The organism is Streptococcus mitis (assembly GCF_000722765.2).
Taxonomy (GTDB): Bacteria; Bacillota; Bacilli; order Lactobacillales; family Streptococcaceae; genus Streptococcus; species Streptococcus mitis_AQ.
The window spans coordinates 715987-731526 of record NZ_CP028415.1 but is presented as its reverse complement, the minus strand read 5'-3'; the positions used below and the strand labels follow the sequence as shown (position 1 = coordinate 731526).

Below are 15540 nucleotides of genomic sequence, written 5' to 3'. Positions count from 1 at the left end.
GTTTATGAGATGATTTCTATAATTTCTCGTAAACTTTGCACCCTATCATTTATTTTAACATATTTTTGAAAATCTGTAACTAGCTGAGGAGAAATTTTTCCATTTGTGTATACTTTTGCAACAATTTCTCCCTTTTGAACGGAATCTCCAACTTTCTTTTCAAAAACAATTCCTGTTTCATAGTCCAAAGCATCAGACTTGACTGCACGACCTGCCCCCAGTCTCATGGCATAAAGACCAAATTCCATAGCTGGAAGAGCTGAAATAACACCCGTTTCCTGAGCAGGGATTTCCACCATATGGGCCACATTGACAGGACGATAGAGGTCTTCCAAATCTCCACCTTGGGCTTGGACCATTTCCTCAAACTTAGCCAGTGCTTGGCCATTGTCAAGATGTTGGCGAACTTCTTCAACTGTCTTGTTAACATTTGCAAGGCCAAGCATAATTTGAGCCAATTCACAGATGAAGTGGGTAATATCCTGACGGCCTTGCCCTTGTAAAATCTCCAATGCTTCAAGGATCTCCAGACGATTTCCAATCGCTCGTCCCAAAGGCTGGCTCATATCCGTAATCACTGCTACCGTTCTTCTACCAACAGCCTTACCAAGATCCACCATGGTTTGAGCCAACTCACGCGCCTCATCAACCGTCTTCATGAAGGCACCCTCACCAACAGTCACGTCTAGCAAAATAGCATCCGCACCTGCCGCAATTTTCTTGCTCATCACTGAACTCGCAATCAAAGGAATCGTGTCGACAGTTGCAGTCACATCACGAAGGGCGTAGAGAAGCTTATCCGCTTTGACCAGCTGGTCTGATTGCCCAATGACAGATACACCAATATTCTGAACTTGACGAATAAAATCTTCTTGACTACGTTCTACTTGATAGCCCTTGATAGACTCCAATTTATCAATTGTCCCACCAGTATGGCCGAGACCACGACCACTCATTTTGGCCACAGGAACACCAAAGCTGGCAACAAGGGGAGCCAAAATCAAGGTTACCTTATCACCAACACCACCCGTAGAATGCTTATCAACCTTAACCCCATCAATAGCTGATAAATCAAACTCTTGCCCTGTCTTGACCATCTTCATAGTTAGGTCAGAGATTTCTCGAGTCGTCATTCCTTTGAAATAAACAGCCATAGCAAAGGCAGACATCTGATAATCAGGAACAGTTCCTGACACATAGCCTTCAACTAGCCATTCAATTTCACTCGAAGTCAGTTCTTGACCGTCTCGTTTTTTTTGGATTAAATCAACTGCTCTCATTCTTTCACACTTCTAAGGATATAGTATCCCTTATCTTTTTTGACAATTTCACAATTACCAAACACATCTTCCATCTTGGACTTGGCACTTGGAGCCCCTTGTTTTTTCTGGATAACGATTGTTAAATCTCCACCAGTTTCCAAAAAATCTTTACTTTTCTCAATGATTTCATGAACCACTTGCTTGCCTGCACGAATAGGAGGATTGGAAATGACATGGTCAAATGTGCCTTCAACTTGTTCATAGATGTTAGACTGGAAAATCGTCGCTACTACTTTATTTCGTTCAGCATTTTGTCGTGCCAAATCCAAGGCACGATTGTTGATGTCGACCATGGTCGCCTGAACTCCATAAGCCTTAGCCAAGGACAAGCCCAGAGGTCCATAACCACAGCCTACATCAAGGACAGTTTCTCCTTGGTTGACCTCAAGACACTTGAGCAATAGTTGACTGCCAAAGTCAATCATTTTCTTGCTAAAAACACCCGCATCCGTCAAAAAGGTCATTTTTTGTCCCAACAATTCCACTCTCAACTCATGAATGTCGTGAGCAGCATCAGGATTTTCTGCATAATACATTTTACTCATGAAACTATTTTACCATAATTTGACTTAAATTGTAAATCGTTTACAAATTGATAATGAAACGAAAAAGACTGAAGAAAGCTAGTCAAGAAGACCTTTTCTTCAATCTCTTTAAACACTTATAAATAATAAGCCATTTAGAACTAGAAATATCATAGTCAGGATAAAACAAAAAGTTTATCATCTATAATCAGGCGCATTTTTATTACTATTGCTTAACCTTCAAATACTTTATCATCAACAGGATTCCCAACAAGATGTTTAGATAAAAGCCTAACTGATACGTTTTTGTCAGGAATTCCAAACTTGTCCAAAGTCGTATCAAATCTTCTAGTGACATGCGGAAGAAATAACCCTCTGTAGCAATCCACAAAATCAAAAATAGATAACTACCAGCAGCAAGCCATTTCGTCCACCGTTTTTTTAGGAAGAAAGCAATCAAGAGCGAACAGATAAAGACAGCTGTTACAATGGCATGTTCCATCAAAAAAGTAAAACCGTAATAGGTTTCCACAAAACGTCTACCATTATCCGCATTCGCTCCTTTTAAAAAAGGTAGTGCAAAACTTAAAATAAAACAGAGTTCCAATAAATAACTTTTTAAGATTTTCATGACACACCTCCTATAAGTTGTGAATACTAAAGCCCCCTTTATAAGCTTATAAATCAGGAGAAGGTAGCTCCTACTTCATCAATAAATTGTTCAACCTCTATCTACCTCTATTATACGATATTGGCTTACTATCATCAAGAAACCGCTTTATTTTTTTAGCTTTTTATGATATGATATACAAAATATCTAGGGGAAAACACATGACCAACGAATTTTTACATTTTGAAAAAATCAGTCGCCAGACTTGGCAATCTTTACATCGAAAAACAACACCTCCTTTGACAGAAGAGGAATTAGAATCCATCAAGAGTTTTAATGACCAGATTAGCTTGCAGGATGTTACCGATGTCTATCTTCCCCTAGCCCATCTCATCCAGATTTACAAACGTACCAAGGATGATTTGGCTTTTTCAAAAGGAATTTTCCTTCAACGCGAAAGTAAATCCCAGCCTTTTATCATTGGGGTTTCTGGGAGTGTTGCCGTTGGAAAATCCACAACTAGTCGCCTACTTCAAATCCTGCTATCCCGTACGCTTACAGATGCTAGAGTTGAGTTGGTAACAACTGACGGCTTTCTCTATCCCAACCAGACCCTGATTGAGCAAGGGATTCTAAATCGCAAGGGATTTCCTGAAAGCTATGATATGGAAGCTCTTCTCAACTTCCTGGATCACATCAAAAATGGACAAGATGTAGATATTCCTGTCTATTCTCATGAAGTCTACGACATCGTCCCTGAGGAAAAGCAAAGCGTTAAAGCTGCTGATTTTGTCATTGTTGAAGGAATAAATGTCTTCCAAAATCCACAAAACGAGCGTCTCTACATTACTGACTTCTTTGACTTTTCCATCTATGTTGATGCTTCAGTTGATGACATCGAGAGTTGGTATCTGGACCGTTTCTTGAAAATGCTGAGCCTAGCCCAAAACGACCCTGATAGCTACTATTATCGTTTTACACAAATGCCGATTGGGGAAGTGGAATCCTTTGCCCATCAGGTCTGGACCAGTATCAATCTCACAAATCTACAAAATTATATTGAACCAACCAGAAATCGTGCAGAAGTGATTCTTCATAAAACAAAGAACCATGAAATCGATGAAATTTACTTAAAAAAATAATTTCCCCTTGTCAAAACGTAAGTTTTCAGATATAATGGTATAGTTAGTAAATATGGAGGTAAGAACATTGGCAAACATTAAATCAGCTATCAAACGCGCTGAATTGAACGTTAAACAAAACGAAAAGAACTCAGCTCAAAAATCAGCTATGCGTACTGCTATCAAAGCTTTCGAAGCAAACCCATCTGAAGAACTTTTCCGTGCTGCTAGCTCAGCTATCGATAAAGCAGAAACTAAAGGTTTGATTCACAAAAACAAAGCAAGTCGCGACAAAGCTCGTCTTTCAGCTAAACTTGCTAAATAAGAAACAGTCCATAGAGGCTGTTTTTTTGTCTCCAAATAGGAAAAGGTAGGAAATGAAAATCGCAATTATCGGATATTCTGGTGCTGGTAAGTCAACTCTAGCCGAAAAGTTGTCTCACTGCTACTCCATCCCAAAACTTCACATGGACACACTCCAATTTCAACCCGATTGGCAAGATAGTGATCGCGAATGGATGCTGACCGAGATGAAAAACTTTCTCACCAAGCATGAATCTTGGGTTATCGATGGTAATTATTCTTGGTGCTATTACGAGGAAAGAATGCAGGAAGCTGACCAAATCATCTTTCTCAACTTTTCTCCATTGACCTGTCTCTTTAGAGCCTTTAAACGGTATCTCACATACCGAGGCAAGGTCAGAGAAAGTATGGCAGCTGGTTGTCAAGAACAATTTAATTGGGAGTTTATTCGATGGATTCTTTGGGATGGACGGACTAAAAATGCTAAGGATAGATACCAATACTTACACAATACTTACCCAGAAAAGATGCATATTCTCCATTCTCAAGCAGAGATTGATTGTTTTTTACGATCTTTAAAAAAATAAACAATATACTAGCATTTCATTAAAATCAGCATGTACTGATTGACTAAAAAAGGAAGTTTTTCATCCAGAAAGTCTTCCTTTTTTCCTTTTATTCAACAATTAAAAATAACTCGAGCAATTTATAAATCAACAATAAAATTCTCCTAGAAATGAAGAGAATCTTGTTCATAGTTTCTGAGTTCGTGATACAAGAAAACTGAAGGAAGTATAGTCCTACTTCTTTCAGTTTTTTATTGTCTCAATTTAGAAAAAACTTCTCCAATCTTACCTTCGATAACTAAATCAGCTTGGCTGTCTTGAGGAGTGCTGGATTTGTTGATAACGACAAGATTTGACCCTGAAAAATAATTGATTAGGCTAGCTGCAGGGTAAACAACTAAGGAAGTTCCACCAATGATCAACAAATCTGCTTGCTGAATGACTCGAGCTGCGCGACTAAATACATCCATATCCAGCGCTTCCTCATAAAGGGTCACGTCAGGTTTGACCACCTTGCCACAATCTAAGCAGTGGGGAACTGGACCTTCAAGTGCCAAAAAGGCAGTCAAATCATAAAAGCGATGACAGCCCAAACAATAATTACGGTCTGCACTACCATGCAGTTTCAAAACTTTCTGAGATCCTGCCATTTCATGGAGACTATCGATATTTTGCGTCACAATCGCCTTTAATTTACCTGTTTTTTCCAACGATGCTAGATAATCATGTGCTAAATTCGGCTTGGCATCAGGATAGAGCAGATACTTTTTGTAGAAATCAAAAAAATCCTCTGGATAGCGCTCAAACATAGTGCGTGAAACCAGTTGCTCGGTAGTAAAATGGCGACCTAGTTTCAGACTATATATACCATCTGAACTACGAAAATCTGGAATGTTAGACTCTGTAGAAACCCCTGCACCACCGAAAAAGACAATTCTCTGACTTTGATCAATAATACCTTGTAATTGTTCAATCTTATCCATTTTGTACTCCTAGGAATTTTCAAGTTAAAAAGTTGAAAGTCTTGACTTCTTGTCAACTTGACTTCCAACTTTATTTGATTATGATTTAGATATTAAACTGACTAGTCTCGGTCCTTTGACACAATTAGGCTTTCTTCAATTTCCTTATTCTTACCTATTTCAGGATTGATTCATTGTTGATAGTTATCATTTTGAGAACAAGAGAAACCATTCTGAATATAGCCTACCTTTAATCTGCAATCAAGGTTTCCAAACCAACCTTCATCATATCTGTGAAGGTATTTTGGCGTTCTTCTGCAGTTGTGTCTTCGTCTGGATTGACCAAGCTATCAGAGATAGTCATAATAGCTAGCGCATCAACATGGTGTTGGGCTGCCAGATAGTAGAGTGCCGCTGCTTCCATTTCCACAGCCTTGACTCCCCATTTACCAAGCTCAATGTTCTTTTCAAAGTAGTTTGAATAAAAGACATCGGAAGACAAAACATTCCCAACATGGGTTGTCATACCGAGTTCTTTGGCAATATGGTAGGCCTTATCTAGCAAATCAAAGCTAGCGATTTGTGGGAAATCGTACTGTGGCCAGTCATTACGGATGATATTTGAGTTGGTTGCAGCTGCCTGCGCCAAAACCAATTCACGAACGTGGACATCTTCATTCAAAGAACCCGCAGTTCCCACACGGATCAATTTTTTCACACCGTAGTCAACAATCAACTCACGCGCATAAATTGAAATCGATGGCATTCCCATCCCAGTTCCCATAACAGATACACGGTGGCCCTTGTAAGTACCAGTGTAACCAAACATGTTACGCACTTCGTTAAAACAAACAGCACCTTCAAGGAAATTCTCCGCAATAAACTTAGCACGAAGAGGATCCCCAGGAAGAAGAATTTTATCAGCAATTTCACCCTGCTGAGCAGCAATATGAATAGACATAGTTAAGATATAAAGGGCGACAGAGAACAAAGTAAAAATAGAAAACTGACGACGCATCGCAGATGCTAGACAGTTTATCTTTTTTACACAGTTCTCCGCCCGTATTCAGTTCAATGAATACAGTTAACCCATCCTTTCTTTTATTGTTATGAAAAGTTTTCCGCTCGTGTTCAAATCAAAACACACGCTCTACCTTTCTTTTTTTATATTTTATATTGAGAAAGATACCAAACCCGTCAAAAAGCAAAGGGAAAATAGGAGTTGGGTGCAGTGAGCGATGCTCGCTAGACCAACTATCTTTTTCCCACTGCTTTTAGGGTGGGTTCAATTCCTTTCTTTCTTAATTTTGATGATATTGAGAAGATTAGAACGGTTTCAATTCAAACCCGAACTCCCCTTCTCTTCTGAGTTTTTAGAAAAGTTTTCCGCTTATGTTCAAATCAGAACACTTTACTCTACCTTTCTTATTTTTGATATTTTGTAAAAACTAGCACAAATTAAAATATCTAGTTTGCCTGTAATTCTAATTTGTAAGCGAATCTAAAAAATTATGCAATTTTGCATTCATTTCAGAATAATCGTTACCACGCAATTCTTCAGGTGATTGAACAAAAGATAATGTTTGATGTTGTTCTATCAATCGTTCTTCACTATCCGCAGCAACCAATAAATCAATCGCTTCTAAATCAAACTCTAAATGCACTTGAAAAGCATAATGTTTAGGGCTAAAGCGAACGATCTGTCGTGGACAACCTTGACTGGTAGCAAGGATTACCGCTTCGTCTGTCAATCCCGGCATATCACCATGCCAGTGACCAACTAAAAGCTCGCTACCAAAATGTTTGAAGTGTTTATCTGCTAGTCCTTGACTAGTCATCCTAATAGGGAATACACCTATTTCTCTTTCGGGACTGTGCTCATATTGCCCCCCATAAGCAACAGAAAGTAATTGCGCTCCTAAGCATACACCTACAATATATTTATCTTCTTCTATTGCTTGTCGAATGAGTCTAATTTCTTCTTTTGGATGATAATAAGGGAAATGTTCTTTATCTTCATCAGGAGATTGAGGACCTCCCATAATGATAAGAAAATCAATATCAGAAACTGTTTGGGGTAAAGCTTCTTCCTTATAAACCTTTGTTATTCCAATGTCATGACCTCTTGATTGAGCCCAAGTTAGATAAGCACCTGGGATTTCAAAACTCTCATGTAGTATAAAATGCACTTTCATTTCTATAGTTTACCTTTCTAAGTGTTTAGAACAGTTTTCCACTCGTGTTCAAATCAAAACACACGCTCTAACTTTCTTTTTACTTTTTTATTTCGTAGCTAAGAAAAATCAGATTCAATCATGACTCCGATAAGCCTACTTCTTCTTTATTTCAAACAGTTATTGATAAATTGACAATAGTTTTTAATATTTTTAGATAAATCCTGGATTAGAAGAAACGGTCGTTCTCTATCTTATTACTCTATTCTTTGACTTCTGACACAGTATGTTAGCCCAAGGAGAACGGTCTAATATTTCTGAAAATTTATAGGCTAAAACAGCCGTTGCTAAGAGATACGGAAGAGAATCTATACCTAGCCCAGTGAAACCTATAACTAATCCAGTTGCAGAAATGGGCGCCCTCAAGGTCACAGACAAAAAGCAAACCGATCCCAAAAGTAGAATGCTTGGCTGGCTATTCCCATTTAGAATCATTCCCAAGAGAGCAGCTCCAGCCATCCCCAAAGCAAAAGATGGCGTAAGAGTACCACCATAGGCCCCTGCCCACAGAATAATAATAACGACTAATGCTTTTAGGATAAACAAGAGGAATACTGTTTGACCATTGCTACCATTCAATACTTCCTGAGCCATCATACGTCCATTTCCAAGTAGATGTGGAAAATAACTTGCCAATCCAGCAAGAAAAAGAAAAGCTGAGGGCAATGTGAGAAGTATTCGTTTATCTTTTATTCTGTTTGAAGACGCTGTCTTACTTAAGCGATCAAAAAGCCAAGCTAGTGGAGTTAAGAAAAGAAGTAATAAGGGAATAATCCATATTTCCTTTAATGACCATGTGATAGCTGGAATCTGGTAGAGAGCCTGATCTGAAATAACCAAGCCTGCTATATAGGTTGAGACATAGGTAGTCAAACCGACTAAGAAAAATCGTTTAATAGATAGAGCAATTCCTAGGGTTTCAAAAACAAAGAAGACACTTGTTAATGGAACCTGATAAACAGCCGCTAAACCAGCACCAGCACCACAAGCAAGGAGAAAGATTTGATCCTTCTTAGAGAGAGAACATATTTTTCCAATTGGTCCTGCAAATAGAGTCCCAATTTCTCGTGGCGCAGCCTCTTTGCCAATAGGGGCTCCCCCTCCAACTGCAATGATCTGCCAAATTGAATGAATTAGCTGTCTTAAAAAATGAAGCTTGTATTGTGAAGTCTCATCCTTCATCTGAGCTTTGATGGAATAAATCTTCGCCCCTTTTTGCAAGAAATACCAGACCAAGGATGAGCCAAGACCCACGATTATTAAACTTAGTCCTATCCGTGAGGAGGAAACTCCATCTGTCAAAAATCCACTATGATGTTCTGACTGACCAAAAGCTAGACTCTCTACCATCTCTAAAAGATAATGGAGAACTATACCAGATAAACCCGAAACTATTCCTTGTAGAATGACTGCTAGGAATAATCTAAAATTATAAGGAATCTTTCGAAAAATACTCCTCAATTCTATTAACATGATTACAATTCAACAAGAATCGCTTTAAGCAAGCCCTTGAAATCACCTTTGACACGTTCGGTTACTTCCACAACTTCTTCGTGGTTGAGTTCTTCTTGGAAACCGGCCGCAAAGTTAGTAATACATGAAATACCCAGAACTTTTAAACCTGAGTGGGCTGCCACGATCACTTCAGGAACCGTAGACATACCAACTGCATCCGCTCCCAGTGTCTTATAAGCACGGATTTCTGCTGGTGTTTCATAAGTTGGACCAGTAACGCCGATATAGACACCTTCATCAAGCTTGATACCAAGTTTTTTAGCCACTTCATGGGCAGTAGCACGGTATTCTGGAGTGTAGGCTTTAGACATATCAGGGAAACGTGGACCAAAGTCATCCAAGTTTTCACCCATCAATGGGTTTTGCCCCGTCATATTGATATGGTCTGAGATAGACATCAAGGTACCAGGACCAAACCCAATACCTCCAGCTGCATTGGTTACAATGACACCTTCACATCCAAGAACTTTCATGACACGAACTGGGAATGTCACTACTTCCAGAGGATTTCCTTCGTAGAAATGAAAACGCCCTTGAAGAGCCAAGACCTTGCGACCTGCAAGTTCACCATATACCAATTTACCAGCGTGACCGACTACTGTTGAACGGCCCCAGTTTGGAATCTCAGCATAGTCTACTACAACTGGATTTTCAATTTCTTCTGCCAATTCTCCCAGTCCTGATCCAAGGATTAGACCGAACTCAGGCGCTTGGATTCCCTTGTCTTTCAGGAAGGCAGCTGTTTCCTTGATTTTATCTAAAAATGTCATTGTGTGTCTCCTTTATTAGTTTTTTAGCATTTGACCGATTTTGTCAAAAGTTTTAGCATTACGAATGGTGATTTGGCGGTAGAAAGGCATCTTGAGCAAGTACTTATGATAGGCAGTTGCATAGTAGGATTCCTTAGAGAATTTCCCCCAAAAAATCCCAAGTCTTCCAAAAAGAACCACTTCATCTTTCAATTCCAAACTTTGAACTGTCTCAATAACTTGAGCCACATTCAAACCCTCAGTGTAAAAAAGAACGTCTTTTCGTGCCAAGTCTTCGTTCCACCAAGCTGGTAGATTCTCCACTTCTGCTTCATAGTCTTCTTGACTCAGTAAAGAAAAGCTCTGAATAAATGGATAATGGATTCCAAAGAAAGTCTCTAACTTTTCAACCAATTGGGCTTTGGGAGCTGCAGAAGTAAAGAAAATATTGCCACTGTTGGTGTAGGTCTCAACCTTTTCCAGTCCCAACTCTGTCAATTCTTGACAAAGCTCCGCCATGACGACCTTATTCTTACCACCAACATTGATGCCTCTAACCAGCAAAGCATAGCGCGTCATCTTACACCAATTTATCTAAGAAACTTTCCCCAATCATGGCAGTTTCAACACCAAAGTTATCGGCAATAGTCGCTGAGATATCTGCAAAATGTCCTACTGGAATGACACCATTTCCTTTAAAGGCAGGGCTATAGGCCAACAATGGAATATATTCACGAGTGTGGTCTGTTCCTGCATACGTTGGGTCATTTCCATGATCCGCAGTAATCAAGAGAAGGTCGTTCTCTCTCATGGCTGCGATAATTTCAGGTAATCGCTCATCGAACTCATGCAAGCAATCACGGTAGCCATGAGCATTACGACGGTGTCCATAAAGGGCATCAAAGTCCACCAAGTTTGTGAAGGAGAATCCTTTTTCAAACTCAGTAAGGCCCATGGTCTTCAATAGTGTATCAATTCCATGACTGTTTGACTTGTTGTGGCCCATGTCATGGTTAATACCAGCACCGTTAAAGATATCGTTGATTTTACCAACAGCATAAGTATCGATACCAGCTTCATTCAATTTATCCAAAACAGTCGGTGCAAATGGAGATACAGCCAAGTCACGACGGTTAGCTGTACGAGTGAAGTTTCCAGGCTTACCTACATAAGGACGAGCAATGATACGTCCTAGAAGGGCTGGGCGCTCAAGGGTAATCGAACGAGCGTATTCACAGATACGGTACAATTCATCCAAAGGAATGATGTCTTCGTGGGCAGCAATCTGCAAAACAGGGTCAGCTGAAGTATAGATAATCAACTCTCCAGTTTCCATTTGACGTGGTCCAAAATCATCGATAACAGCCGTACCTGAGTAAGGTTTGTTGGCTTCACGAATGACCTTTCGTCCTGAGAATTCTTCGATTTTTGTCAAGATTTCTTCTGGGAATCCATTCCAGAAAGTATCGAAAGGTTCTGTAATGTTAAGGCCCATGATTTCCCAGTGTCCAGTCATGGTATCCTTACCAAGAGATACTTCTTCCAATTTTGTTGCATATCCTGTTGGATTGCTTTCAGCTGGAACAGTCTTCAGAGGAGTTTCTCGAGGAATATTTCCTAGACCGATTTTAGCCATGTTTGGCACATTCAAACCAACAGCTTTTGAGATATGCCCCAGTGTGTCAGAAGCACCGTCTGGAACCCCTGCATTAACAAAGTTATTAGCATCTGGTGCAGCACCGATTCCCACGGAATCCAGTACCACCAAGTGAATACGATTAAATTTTGACATAGTCTGTCTCCTTATGTATGTTGATTAGTTTGCTTTTGTTGAAGTTAAAATCTGAACCCCGTCTCGTCCAGCAACGATGACCTTATCCACCATTTGGTTGAATAAGCCGTGCTCCACGACACCAACGACATGGTCCAATTCTTGGCCAAAGGCAATTGGATCCTCGATGACATCCAAGGCAAGGTCAATGATAAAGTTCTGCATATCGGTCACAAAACGTTGGCCGTCTTTTTCACGGAAACTTGGTTTGTAGCCAGCTCGCTCAAAACGACGAAAGACTTGTTCTGCGCCATACTGAACCACTTCTACTGGCAATTTAAAAGCACCCAGTTTCTCGACCAGTTTGCTTTCATCCACTACCCAAATGTAGTCTTTTGAGGGCGTTGCAACAACCTTCTCCATCAAGAGGGCACCACCACCTCCTTTGATTCCATTAAACTGACTATCCACTTCATCCGCCCCGTCGACTGTCACATCGACAAAGTCTACTTGGTCAATAGACCTGAGTGGGATATTAAGCCCTTCAGCCTGTTTACTAGTCACACTAGAAGTCGTTACAGCTGTAATCTGTAACCCTTCTTCCTTGATCCGACGACCGATTTCTTCTACGAAATAGTAGGCAGTAGAACCAGTACCGAGTCCAACTACCATGCCATCCTTGACAAACTCAGCAGCTTTGATACCTGCCATTTTCTTCAGATTTTCCACTCAAACACCTCCATTAAAGAGCTATTTTTATTATAACATGTATCCGTTTTTATTTCATGGATACACTAGAAAAATCCGAACATTTTTATTTTTATGTCTACCTTGTTTGGGTAGTTAGAATCTTAGTTATGAGAACTTGTAGATAAAAACAGGTTCTAGCCAAAAGCAACAACCGTTGATTTTTTATCATAAAGATGATTAAATAGTTAAGTACAGAAAAGGAGAAATAGAATGAACCCATTAGATTTATTTAACCAAGTAAAAGAATTAATCGAAACAAAAGATTTCGAAGCTGCAAAAACATTTGTTGCAGAAAATCAAGACCAACTTGGAGAATACTTCTCTCAAGCTCAGCAGTTGATTTCTGGTTCTGAAGGTCTAGATGGCCTCGTTGGAAAGATTAAAGGATTTTTCTAAAAGATATAAAGGCGCCTGAAACAATCAGGTGCCTTTTTGAGATATTTTTTTCATTTTTTTGGGAAGATAAGAGCTGATTTCCGTCGGCAAGACCACATAATTTTCTTGAGCTAGTTCTTGGGCTATGGCTGAATGAAGATGGGTTGCTACTGCCACACGTTCGTAGAGACTGGACTGTCGAAATTGGCCTGCAAATCCTGCAATCATTCCAGCCAGTGTATCTCCCATACCACCAGTCGCCTGATAGGGACCGCCAACCTGTAACTGGTAAAAATCAGATTGACCAACTTGCCAAATACGAGTAGTTGGACCTTTCTCCACCAAAATTATGCCTTGAGGGAAAGAAGTCAGGGCACTAGATGTTGTATCTTCGTTTTGCTTTTCAATAGCAATACCAGACAGCTTTTCCCATTCTTTTTGGTGGGGAGTTAGGATAAGCTGGTTAGATGGAAACGACAAACTTGTCCTATCAAGAATGGTTAAGGCCCCTCCGTCTACAATCAAAATCTGATTCTTTTTTAAGCTAGCAAAGACCTGTTTTACAAGATTTTCTCCAAAAGTATCGTCTCGTAAACCAGGCCCCAGCAAGACAACTTCTGCCTTCTCCAATTGCTCTTTTAACAATTGCTGGTCTTGAAGAGAAAAGGCCATAGCCTCAGGTAAATGACTGTGCAAAGCTGGGATATTTCCCCTATCTGTTCCAACAGTCACCAAACCAGCTCCACTTTTAACAGCTGCCAAAGCAGCCATGATGATAGCACCACCATAAGGATAAGTCCCACCCAGCAACAGCAAACGACCATAGTCTCCTTTATGACTGGTACGAGAACGTTCAATAATGACTTTTTCTAATAATGCTTGCTCAATCACTCTCATCGTTTTTCCTCAACTATCCTTTATCTGATTGTTTTAAAACAACTTGATAGACTTTCTTAGTCCACTCTTCTAAGTCTTCTCCAGCATAGTCAAGATAATACACCCTATCTTGTATTTTGGTTGGAATAATATTTTCAAATTGGCTCTTATTATGAGTTGGAATAATGCAAATATACAACTCACTTAATAAATTAAGCATGTCCTTAATTTTTACAGCATGGTAACCATCAAAAATATAACCAGGAACTTTAATCAAATCTGTATAGATAAAATGAAAACTTACTCCAGGAATAAACTTGTCTTGTAATTCTTTCTCTGAAGGAGCTCGACCTAATAAACGCTCCATCGCCAATCGATAACCAGAACTTGTATTTGACCACCCTAACATGACATAGTCAAAATAATCTATCGGATCAGATGCAGCATTTCGACTATCCAAAACCAACTCCTCAGCATCTCGCCCAAAGGCTTTCACAGCAGATAAAAGACGACCAGTTTTAAAAATAGAAATCGCTGCATCTATAGTCGTAGTATGACTACAGTAGTCTGAAGTCACTAACCTCTTATGTAGGTCATAAGTCGAGGCTACTCTTTTATCTGTAGGAGTAAATGGTGGCAGAAAGGGATGCTGACAGATGTAATCTAAAATTTCTTTTTTTAAACAAGAATCAGCACACTCAATACTTGTTTGACGTTTATGAAGTTTTTCGTAAGCTATAAATTTAGCAATTTTTTCTAATTCCCACTCTTGAATATTTGGATAATCAATTAGTGCTAAGTAGTATATTCCATCCCATTGTAAACTATATTCCCCATTATAAATTTTTAAAATCATCTAATCACCTCACTCCATTATACAACAAAAAGGAGGCGCATACCTCCTTTTATAAACTTATTTCTAAAATTTAATATTCATTTCTGCCATTTTAGATATAGCTATAGAAAATACACTTTCCTCAGAAAATTTTTCTCTTATTTTCTATCCAATGTCCGGAGTGCTGCTTGATAAGTTTGCTCCATCAGCATAGTAATGGTCATAGGACCGACACCTCCAGGAACTGGCGTAATATGGCTAGCAAGTGGGGCAACTGCCTCATAATCCACATCCCCACAGAGCTTACCATTTTCATCACGATTCATCCCAACGTCAATGACTACCGCACCTGATTTCACAAAATCAGGAGTCACAAATTTGGCACGACCGATTGCTACTACAAGAATATCTGCTTTAGCAGCTACCTTGGCAAGATTATGAGTACGTGAATGGGTCAAAGTCACTGTTGCATTCTTGGCCAAAAGAAGCTGAGCCATGGGTTTTCCAACGATATTGGAACGACCGATGACGACCGCATTTTTACCTTCCAAGTCAATCCCGTATTCATGGAACATTTCCATAATTCCTGCAGGTGTTGATGGAATCATAACTGGATGACCAGACCAGAGACGCCCCATGTTTAAGGGATGGAAACCATCCACATCCTTTTCTGGGTCAATGGCCAACAAAACTGCCTCTTCATCAATATGTTTTGGTAATGGTAACTGGACCAATATCCCATGCCAAGCTGAATCTTGATTGTATTTGGCAATCAAGTCTAACAATTCAGCTTGACTAATGGTATCTGGAACTCGCACAACTTCACTACGAAATCCAGCCGCAAGGGCTGACCTCTCCTTGTTACGAACGTAGACTTGGCTGGCAGGGTTGTTCCCAACCAAAATCACTACCAAACCAGGTACTAGCCCCGTTTCCTCCTTTAATATTTCAGTCTTTTCAGTCAGCTGTCCTTGTAACTTAGCTGCTAGAGCCTTCCCATCAATAATCTGTGTCATATCACTTCTCT

General features: G+C 39.7%; 17 protein-coding genes and 1 pseudogene. 4 read left to right on the top strand and 14 right to left on the bottom strand.

Annotation, left to right across the window (positions count from 1 at the left end; translation table 11 throughout):
• Positions 1 to 2: 2 nt before the first annotated feature.
• From SK637_RS04010 to SK637_RS04000, 3 genes are all read right to left on the bottom strand, one after another.
• Positions 3 to 1280, bottom strand: coding sequence for a pyrimidine-nucleoside phosphorylase (locus SK637_RS04010; protein WP_033688648.1), 1278 nt, complete (start codon positions 1278 to 1280; stop codon positions 3 to 5).
• Entirely contained in the window at positions 1277 to 1867 is a 591-nt protein-coding gene (locus SK637_RS04005) for a class I SAM-dependent methyltransferase (protein WP_080710482.1), read from the bottom strand. Before SK637_RS04005 ends, SK637_RS04010 begins: the two co-directional genes overlap by 4 nt.
• Before the next feature lie 205 nt (positions 1868 to 2072).
• Positions 2073 to 2477, bottom strand: a complete 405-nt coding sequence (locus SK637_RS04000; RefSeq protein ID WP_033688645.1) for a hypothetical protein — start codon at positions 2475 to 2477, stop codon at positions 2073 to 2075.
• Positions 2478 to 2677: 200 nt separating this feature from the next.
• On the opposite strand from SK637_RS04000, the gene coaA reads away from it, so the two are divergent.
• The 3 genes from coaA (at position 2678) to SK637_RS03985 (ending at position 4467) form a co-directional block, all read left to right on the top strand.
• On the top strand, positions 2678 to 3598 hold the full coding sequence (gene coaA / locus SK637_RS03995; protein WP_033688643.1) for a type I pantothenate kinase: 921 nt from the start codon (positions 2678 to 2680) through the stop codon (positions 3596 to 3598).
• Positions 3599 to 3665: 67 nt separating this feature from the next.
• Entirely contained in the window at positions 3666 to 3902 is a 237-nt protein-coding gene (rpsT, locus tag SK637_RS03990) for a 30S ribosomal protein S20 (RefSeq protein WP_001274000.1), read from the top strand.
• A 52-nt stretch (positions 3903 to 3954) separates the two neighbouring features.
• Positions 3955 to 4467, top strand: a complete 513-nt coding sequence (locus SK637_RS03985; RefSeq protein ID WP_033688642.1) for a DNA topology modulation protein — start codon at positions 3955 to 3957, stop codon at positions 4465 to 4467.
• Between the two features lie 230 nt (positions 4468 to 4697).
• Here the strand turns inward: SK637_RS03985 and SK637_RS03980 are convergent, their stop codons facing one another.
• The 8 genes and pseudogenes from SK637_RS03980 to rpiA all read right to left on the bottom strand — a co-directional run bounded on the left by SK637_RS03980 (position 4698) and on the right by rpiA (position 12406).
• Positions 4698 to 5429 (bottom strand): NAD-dependent protein deacylase, encoded by a 732-nt coding sequence (locus tag SK637_RS03980; protein WP_033688640.1) that lies wholly within the window; start codon positions 5427 to 5429, stop codon positions 4698 to 4700.
• Between the two features lie 229 nt (positions 5430 to 5658).
• Complete coding sequence (gene deoD / locus SK637_RS03975) at positions 5659 to 6369, bottom strand: purine-nucleoside phosphorylase (RefSeq protein ID WP_033688688.1); 711 nt, start codon at positions 6367 to 6369, stop codon at positions 5659 to 5661.
• 523 nt (positions 6370 to 6892) lie between these two features.
• Entirely contained in the window at positions 6893 to 7603 is a 711-nt protein-coding gene (locus SK637_RS03970; RefSeq protein WP_033688638.1) for a type 1 glutamine amidotransferase, read from the bottom strand.
• Between the two features lie 228 nt (positions 7604 to 7831).
• The gene (locus SK637_RS03965) at positions 7832 to 9115 is read right to left on the bottom strand and encodes a chloride channel protein (RefSeq protein WP_033688637.1); all 1284 of its coding nucleotides are present in this window, start codon (positions 9113 to 9115) and stop codon (positions 7832 to 7834) included.
• A gap of 2 nt (positions 9116 to 9117) precedes the next feature.
• Positions 9118 to 9927 carry a purine-nucleoside phosphorylase gene (locus SK637_RS03960; RefSeq protein WP_033688635.1) on the bottom strand — a complete coding sequence of 270 codons (810 nt, stop codon included), beginning with the start codon at positions 9925 to 9927 and terminating at the stop codon, positions 9118 to 9120.
• Positions 9924 to 10485: pseudogene (locus SK637_RS03955) on the bottom strand (DUF1697 domain-containing protein). Before SK637_RS03955 ends, SK637_RS03960 begins: the two are co-directional and overlap by 4 nt.
• A gap of 1 nt (position 10486) precedes the next feature.
• A complete protein-coding gene (locus SK637_RS03950) occupies positions 10487 to 11698 on the bottom strand; it encodes a phosphopentomutase (protein WP_033688632.1) in 1212 nt (403 codons plus the stop codon).
• 24 nt (positions 11699 to 11722) lie between these two features.
• The gene (gene rpiA, locus SK637_RS03945) at positions 11723 to 12406 is read right to left on the bottom strand and encodes a ribose-5-phosphate isomerase RpiA (RefSeq protein ID WP_033688630.1); all 684 of its coding nucleotides are present in this window, start codon (positions 12404 to 12406) and stop codon (positions 11723 to 11725) included.
• A gap of 231 nt (positions 12407 to 12637) precedes the next feature.
• Here rpiA and SK637_RS03940 point away from each other — a divergent pair, with 231 nt between their 5' ends.
• Positions 12638 to 12823 (top strand): hypothetical protein, encoded by a 186-nt coding sequence (locus tag SK637_RS03940; RefSeq protein WP_001068557.1) that lies wholly within the window; start codon positions 12638 to 12640, stop codon positions 12821 to 12823.
• A gap of 24 nt (positions 12824 to 12847) precedes the next feature.
• Here the strand turns inward: SK637_RS03940 and SK637_RS03935 are convergent, their stop codons facing one another.
• The 3 genes from SK637_RS03935 to SK637_RS03925 all read right to left on the bottom strand — a co-directional run bounded on the left by SK637_RS03935 (position 12848) and on the right by SK637_RS03925 (position 15529).
• Positions 12848 to 13699: an NAD(P)H-hydrate dehydratase gene (locus SK637_RS03935; protein ID WP_033688629.1), complete on the bottom strand. Its 852-nt coding sequence runs from the start codon at positions 13697 to 13699 to the stop codon at positions 12848 to 12850.
• 13 nt (positions 13700 to 13712) lie between these two features.
• Positions 13713 to 14534 carry a hypothetical protein gene (locus SK637_RS03930; RefSeq protein ID WP_000601058.1) on the bottom strand — a complete coding sequence of 274 codons (822 nt, stop codon included), beginning with the start codon at positions 14532 to 14534 and terminating at the stop codon, positions 13713 to 13715.
• A 137-nt stretch (positions 14535 to 14671) separates the two neighbouring features.
• The gene (locus tag SK637_RS03925; RefSeq protein ID WP_033688627.1) at positions 14672 to 15529 is read right to left on the bottom strand and encodes a bifunctional methylenetetrahydrofolate dehydrogenase/methenyltetrahydrofolate cyclohydrolase; all 858 of its coding nucleotides are present in this window, start codon (positions 15527 to 15529) and stop codon (positions 14672 to 14674) included.
• Between the last annotated feature and the right edge of the window lie 11 nt (positions 15530 to 15540).